The sequence below is a fragment of the Rothia sp. (in: high G+C Gram-positive bacteria) genome, assembly GCF_030540545.1.
Lineage (GTDB): Bacteria > Actinomycetota > Actinomycetes > Actinomycetales > Micrococcaceae > Rothia.
On record NZ_JAUNVZ010000006.1, the window covers coordinates 107,092 to 113,713 of the forward strand.

The following is a 6,622-nucleotide window of genomic DNA, read 5'->3' on the forward strand; positions in this document are numbered from 1 at the left end:
TATATACGATTCAAGAAAGGAGAGAGTCTATGGTAGACAGCAAGCCTAGTTTTAACCTTGTCGATGAGCCCTGGATTATGGTTCGTGGTATTGACGCCCGGAACCACGAGGTTTCTTTGCGCCAGCTCTTCACTGACGCCAAGAATATTGAGCGCATTGATTCCGGTAGTGCAGTGCAAAGTACTGCTACCTTCTCGCTGGGATTGACGGTTGTTGTTCGTTCCATCGTGTTGGACGAAGGCCTCTTTGCTGGGCTGATTGAAGCTCAAGAAGAAGAAATTACCCGCGAATGGGTAGAGAATCTTCTGGAGAACTGGGAAGAGGCGCTACTACCTGCTATCAGTCGCTATTTGAATACCTACCATCATCGTTTTGATCTGATTCACCCGGAGCTTCCCTTTATGCAGGTTGCAGATTTGCATACCGATAAAGGGGATATTAAGCCGGTCAGCCGTCTCATCCTGGATTCTGAGAGCGAATACTTCTCCATGAGGGCTGAGAAAACTCTTCGCTCACTCAGTTTTGCAGAAGCAGCGCGTGCGCTCATTGAAGTTCAGGCCTACGACTACTCCGGTATTAAATCTGGTGCGGTGGGTGACCCCCGTGTTAAGGGTGGTAAAGGTTATCCTCTGGGTGTGGGATGGCATGGTACAACCGGCAAGATTATTCTGCACGGTCGTAACTTTGCAGAGACCCTGCTCCTGAATATTGACTACGGCCAATTGGGCAGGGAAGACTCTGATAATGAGGGCTACTATTACACCTTTGATGATTTGCCTGTATGGGAGCGTGGCGAAGAAAACGGTGTCCCGGATTCTGCTTTGCCCCGCGCCGCTGTGCTTTATGAGCAGGACGGTGGAGATCTGTCTAAGTATAAGGACGATCCTCAGCCGATGCTCGGCATGTGCGAGGTTCTCACCTGGCAGTCTCGCCGTATCCGTCTATGGCATGATGGCAATGAAGTCACCGGTGTGCTGATTGCTAACGGTGATAAGTGGTTTGACCGCTATGGTCCGGAAAGCTTTAAACAGGATCCGCTGACTGCATATCGCTGGAGTAAGAACCAATCCTCGAAGACCTCACTGGTTTGGATGCCTAAGGCACACAGCCCCGAGCGTACTCTGTGGCGTGGAGTGGATGCTCTTATTGCTGGAGAGCCTGCAAAAAATACTCACCCGGATCAGAACGCACCAAATATTCAGCAGCTGGCAAATGGTAAGTACTTGCCGCAAGGTATTGATCATCCTCGGATTCAGCTTGTTGGTGTAGTCTACGGTAATCAGAGCGCCGTTATCGAGGGCTACATTGATGAAGAGTTCGGGCTCGATACGTCTTTGATTCAAGAGCACGGTGTAGAGATGATGGTCATGATCAAGGAACAGATTTCTGACACCATGGAAGCAGCTATCTCCCTGGGACAGTACGCGGGTAACCTATTGCGCGCAGCCGGTAAAGAATACGAATTCCGTGCTGACGCTACTGAAAGCGCGCTGCACGGGCTAGAATCTGTTTTCCGCACCTGGTTGCATAGTCTCAGCGCTGATAGTGACCGGGAAAAGGCTCGTCGTGAATGGCAAGCACGGGTACGTAGTTACCTTGAATCACGTGCTCTAGAGATGCTGCGTAATGCAGGCGCTAAAGCAATAGTGGGTACCCATAACGCACAGGACAACCAGGGTTACACTGCAGCAATAGCCTATAACAGCTTTAGGGGAAGGCTGCGTAAGCTGATCCCCGCTGCCTACGATTACTCCACGAAGAACTAAAGGAGGTTATACCCGTGGAAAAAGTGACAAAGAGTCAGCAGCTTGCTGCTTATGTTGGCTCGCAAGCCGCTTACTTGGCTCACGGTGTGATTCAAGGGCGAGGAAATGCCTTGGCTCGCTTGGCAAATCTACGTCGAGGCGCCGGTAAATCTATGCGTCAGGCTCCTGAAGCATGGATGGAAGTCTTGAATCCTGTGGGAGACGGCGAAGGAAATTATCGTGCTTTCCCCGAAAATCTGCTGAGCTCGGGGGAGTACTTGACCCGTGAGGAGCGTGCTGCATTTACTGCGTTGACTCTCTTTGCAGTTCATCAGCAATCTCAACTTAAGCCTATGCATTACCACCCGGATGGTAAGCGCGGTGCAAGCTTCGGGTACGTTGCTGGCCAGCTGGTGTCTCGCTCTTCCGCATCTATGAAGAACCGTTTTGATGCGGTTTTGAAAGCCCGAGATGAGAAAGTCATGGCTGCTCATCTTCGTACGCTAGTGCAGCTCTTCCGGGTAGAAGGGTTGCCTCTGGATTACGGCAAGTTCGCAGTGGACTATGCCCGTCTGCTCAACCCCGAATACCGTGATTCTGTCATCCTGAGCTGGACCCGTGACTTTGCGTCTGGCTACCGTAATGTATCTACTACTCAGAAAGAGGAAAACTAATGTCGTTCTTTGTTGATATCCATGCTCTGCAGACCCTGCCTCCTTCGAACATTAACCGTGACGATACCGGCAGCCCCAAGAGCGCTATCTTTGGTGGTGTAGAACGTACTCGTGTGTCCAGCCAATCGTGGAAGTCTGTAATCCGCCGTGATTTTGAATGCCATTTGGATTCTGCAAAGATTGGTGTACGTACCCGCCGTATCGCTGATAAGGTAGTGGATCGTATTATTGAGCGTGATCCTGCGTTTGACCCTGACAAGGCTGAACTGGTAGTACGCGAAGCATTTAAGGCCGTCAAGATTAAGGTAGAAGATCCCAAGAAGGAAGGTGCTTCTCGCGGTGTTTCTAGCTACCTGCTTTTCCTGAGCAACCAGCAGATTGATCGTCTCGCCCAGGCAATTATTGATGCCGACGGCGAGAAGATTCCTGCAAAGGACGTTAAGGAAATTCTCGACACTAAGCACAGCGTAGATATTGCCCTCTTTGGCCGTATGCTGGCTGATGCTCCTGATTTCAACGTAGACGCAAGTTGTCAGGTGGCTCACGCACTGGGTGTACACGCTGTGGATACCGATTTTGACTACTTTACTGCGGTAGATGACTATGTGCGCAATGCTGATGACGAAAGCGGCGCGGGCATGATCGGTACCATCGAGATGGCTTCTTCCACTCTGTACCGCTACGCTACGGTCAACCTGAATGCTCTGGAAGCTAACCTGGGTGAACCGGCAGCGACTGTTGAAGCGGCTCTGGCATTTATCTCTGCATTCGTTGAGACCATGCCCACGGGTAAGCAGAATACTTTCGCGGCCCGTACTTTGCCCGAGGTTGTCGTAGTAACCATCCGTGATAACCGTCCGATTTCCTATGTGAATGCTTTTGAGAAGCCTGTTGTTGCTAAGGATAGCGGTCGCCGTCTGGAAGCAACTCGCGCACTCGCCCAGGAAGCACAGTCTATTCAGGAAGCCTACGGTTATGAACCGGTATCCTCGTATGTCTTTGCGCTGGGCGATCTGAAGGCTGAATTGGAAGGTCTGGGCGAAGAAGTAACCCTGCCGCAGCTGAAGGAAAAGCTTGAGGGTAAGCTGACCGAGTTGCTCTCTCAGGAGGCGTAAATGCCTACCCTGCTCCTCAAATTGAGCGGGCCTCTACAATCCTGGGGTACCCAGAGCCGCTACCGTCGTCGAGAGACTGATAGCATGCCGAGCAAGTCGGGTGTTATTGGTCTGCTTGCGGCAGCACTCGGTAGAGCACGAACTGAATCTGTGGATGACTTATCGTCTCTTGGTTTTGCGGTTCGTATTGACGCCCCTGGTCAAATGGTTCGCGATTATCAAACAGCCAAAGATTGGGCTCGCAAGCCCAATGATGACGCAAAGCTGTCAACACGATACTATCTTTCAGATGCCGTATTTCTGGTTGCCTTGGAAAGTGACGACCGAGCTTTCCTTGAACGCCTAGAATCCGCTCTGCGTGCGCCAGTATATCCTCTCTACTTGGGGCGCCGTTCGTGTCCCGCAGGATATGACATGGTGCCAGGCAAGGAATCGGCAATCCGTGAGTATTCCGCTGTGGATGCTCTACGTCATGAACCGTGGAATGTCGCTGAGCGTATCCGCCAGCAGAGCCCGAATCCTGTTCAGCTGCCGATTGTGCGTGAGTCTGCTTCGGGTGAAGACGGTTTGCTGGTGAACGATGTTCCGGTAAGTTTTTCTCCAGAACATCGCCAGTACCTTTCGCGTAAAGTCCTGACTGATAGCGTGCCCGTTACTGTTGAGAACCCGGACTCTCAGGTTCGTTCTTTTGATACTGTTGACTTCATGAGTTTTGTGCAGGAGGCATAGTGTATTTTTCACGATTTATGATTAATCCTGCTAAAGGAGGGGCACGTAAGCTACTCTCGAACCCGCAGGCTCTGCATGCTGCTGTTATGGCGACAAATCCACCGGATATTGACCTGAGCGATGGTCGTATTCTGTGGCGCCTTGACCGCTCTGAACATTCGTATACCTTGTATATGCTAAGCCCTGAGAAGCCTGATTTCTCGGCTTTGGTGGAACAGGCTGGCTGGGCAACTCGTCCTGGTGAGAGCGCACATTACGGTCGTTTGCTGGCGAAGCTTGAGAACGGTCAGGAATGGGCATTCCGCTTGGCGGCTAATCCTGTGAAGCGTGTTAGGAAAGACGATGGCAAGGAAAAAGTCTATCCTCATGTTACTCCAGCTCAGCAGAGCGCCTGGCTGCGTGAACGAGCCAAGCAGTGGGGATTTGAGATCGTTCCTGCCCCCAATCAGGCTCTTGAGGACGCACCTATGGTGAGTTCGCGACGAGATCTCGGCTTTGCCCGTAAAGATGTGAATCAGCAGAACCGTATCGGCAAAGTAACGCTGCGTAAGGCTCAATTTGATGGATATCTGCGGGTTACAGATGTCGATAAATTCCGTTATGCCCTGACCTATGGTATGGGGCGCGGTAAAGCTTACGGTTTGGGTCTGATGACTCTGGCACCGGTCAACCGATAAACTGCGGATCACTATCGGTGCTGAGAATATGCGGTGTGGGATATAACTAAATATCCTGCACCGCACATTCTTGTAATACATGTACACCATACTTTCAAGGAGGAATATATGATTGGTGCAACCCCACCCGCTCGAAAAGAATTAGTGCGTAGCTCTGAACGCATTTCTTATCTCTACGTAGAGGCAGCAAAAATTCACCGTGCCGATAATGCTATTACTATTACGGATCAAGACGGGGTAACCCATGTTCCCGCTGCCTCTCTATCTGCTCTTCTTTTAGGACCGGGTACGTCAATTACTCATCAAGCAATGACTGTCTTAGGAGATTGCGGAACCAGCGCAATCTGGGTAGGGGAGGAAGGCGTACGGTACTATGCACATGGTCATTCACCCGCTAAAACTTCCCATCTTTTGAGCACTCAGGCTGATAAAGTCAGTAATGCTCGTAAACGTTTATCTGTTGCTCGAACCATGTATGAATGGCGTTTCCCCGGTGAAGACGTGAGCGGTTTATCGATGCAGCAGCTGCGCGGTCGCGAAGGGGCACGTGTGCGTAGGGTATATCGTATGTGGTCTCAAAAGACGGGCGTTGAATGGTCTAAGCGTGAGTTTGACCCAAATAATTTTGAGGGGGGAACGGCTATTAATCAGGCGCTTTCTGCCGCTCATGCTTGTCTATATGGAATTGTGCACGCCGCCATAGTGTCTCTGGGGTGTTCACCCGGACTGGGGTTTGTGCATACCGGAAACACGCGTTCTTTTGTGTACGATATCGCGGATTTGTATAAGGCTGATGTCTCTATTCCTGCAGCATTTGAAACTGTTGCTGCTCTAGAACCAGGTGAGGACGTCGGCTCAAAGGTTCGCCGTGCTGTGCGTGATCGAATCCGCGAGCAGAAAATCATGGTGCGTATTGTGGAAGACATTAAGCGTTTGCTTGACCGAGAGGAATTTGACGAGAACGACGCAAGTGATGGCGATTTGATGCTGTGGGATGGCAAAGGTACAGTGTCGGCTCGTATTAACCATGGTTCTTTCCATGATTCTCAGACTGATTCTGAGTAAGGGGATAGAACTATGATTGTTGTGGTTCTAACTGCATGTCCAGCAGGTCTGCGTGGTGATTTAACTCGATGGCTTCTTGAAATAAGCGCTGGTGTGTTTATCGGTAAAGTAAGTGCGCGTATTCGTGAACATTTATGGGAACGTATTATGACGACTTGCAGTGACGGCCGTGCACTCATGGTGTACACAACGAATAATGAACAGGGTTTCGATTTCAAGGTACATCGCCATGAGTGGGAGCCTATTGACTATGACGGTGTGCAGCTGATTCGACGTGTATCGACCGCTCAAAAATTCACTCCCAAAAGAGGATGGAGCAACGCCAGCAAGTATCGGCGCGCTAGAAGAAGATACTAGAAAACATGGGTCTTTCATGCTCAAAATTTGAGCTATACTTAGTCGTGGCTCCAGGCTCCAAACTTAATGAAAAATGCCGACCCAGGGGATAAAACCCCAGGTCAGCAAGTATGCTCCCCGTACACACGGGGATGAGCCGGTTCTGTACTCTGCCCGCCGGTTATTAGCGCCATGCTCCCCGTACACACGGGGATGAGCCGTTGGATGCGCAGAAGGCGGCTCTGAAGGCTCCATGCTCCCCGTACACACGGGGATGAGCC

General features: G+C 50.9%; 7 protein-coding genes. All 7 read left to right on the top strand.

The genetic code is table 11. The features are described 5' to 3' along the window. Positions 1-29: 29 nt before the first annotated feature. Positions 30-1,766, top strand: a complete 1,737-nt coding sequence (casA, locus tag Q4P78_RS06470) for a type I-E CRISPR-associated protein Cse1/CasA (RefSeq protein WP_303339543.1) — start codon at positions 30-32, stop codon at positions 1,764-1,766. 14 nt (positions 1,767-1,780) lie between these two features. Further along, complete coding sequence (casB, locus tag Q4P78_RS06475; RefSeq protein WP_303339544.1) at positions 1,781-2,419, top strand: type I-E CRISPR-associated protein Cse2/CasB; 639 nt, start codon at positions 1,781-1,783, stop codon at positions 2,417-2,419. Then, positions 2,419-3,534 carry a type I-E CRISPR-associated protein Cas7/Cse4/CasC gene (cas7e, locus tag Q4P78_RS06480; RefSeq protein WP_303339545.1) on the top strand — a complete coding sequence of 372 codons (1,116 nt, stop codon included), beginning with the start codon at positions 2,419-2,421 and terminating at the stop codon, positions 3,532-3,534. Before casB ends, cas7e begins: the two co-directional genes overlap by 1 nt. Beyond that, positions 3,535-4,263, top strand: coding sequence for a type I-E CRISPR-associated protein Cas5/CasD (cas5e, locus tag Q4P78_RS06485; protein ID WP_303339546.1), 729 nt, complete (start codon positions 3,535-3,537; stop codon positions 4,261-4,263). After that, on the top strand, positions 4,263-4,940 hold the full coding sequence (gene cas6e / locus Q4P78_RS06490; protein WP_303339547.1) for a type I-E CRISPR-associated protein Cas6/Cse3/CasE: 678 nt from the start codon (positions 4,263-4,265) through the stop codon (positions 4,938-4,940). Before cas5e ends, cas6e begins: the two co-directional genes overlap by 1 nt. Positions 4,941-5,048: 108 nt before the next feature. Further along, the gene (cas1e, locus tag Q4P78_RS06495; RefSeq protein WP_303339548.1) at positions 5,049-6,005 is read left to right on the top strand and encodes a type I-E CRISPR-associated endonuclease Cas1e; all 957 of its coding nucleotides are present in this window, start codon (positions 5,049-5,051) and stop codon (positions 6,003-6,005) included. Positions 6,006-6,017: 12 nt separating this feature from the next. Next, positions 6,018-6,362, top strand: coding sequence for a type I-E CRISPR-associated endoribonuclease Cas2e (cas2e, locus tag Q4P78_RS06500; RefSeq protein ID WP_303339549.1), 345 nt, complete (start codon positions 6,018-6,020; stop codon positions 6,360-6,362). The last annotated feature ends 260 nt before the right edge of the window (positions 6,363-6,622 follow it).

Excerpts from the sequence above, each read along its gene's own strand:
- cas2e (WP_303339549.1), top strand. The coding sequence starts at position 6,018 with ATGATTGTTGTGGTTCTAACTGCATGTCCAGCAGGTCTGCGTGGTGAT.
- cas7e (WP_303339545.1), top strand. The coding sequence starts at position 2,419 with ATGTCGTTCTTTGTTGATATCCATGCTCTGCAGACCCTGCCTCCTTCG.
- cas5e (WP_303339546.1), top strand. The coding sequence starts at position 3,535 with ATGCCTACCCTGCTCCTCAAATTGAGCGGGCCTCTACAATCCTGGGGT.
- casA (WP_303339543.1), top strand. The coding sequence starts at position 30 with ATGGTAGACAGCAAGCCTAGTTTTAACCTTGTCGATGAGCCCTGGATT.
- cas1e (WP_303339548.1), top strand. The coding sequence starts at position 5,049 with ATGATTGGTGCAACCCCACCCGCTCGAAAAGAATTAGTGCGTAGCTCT.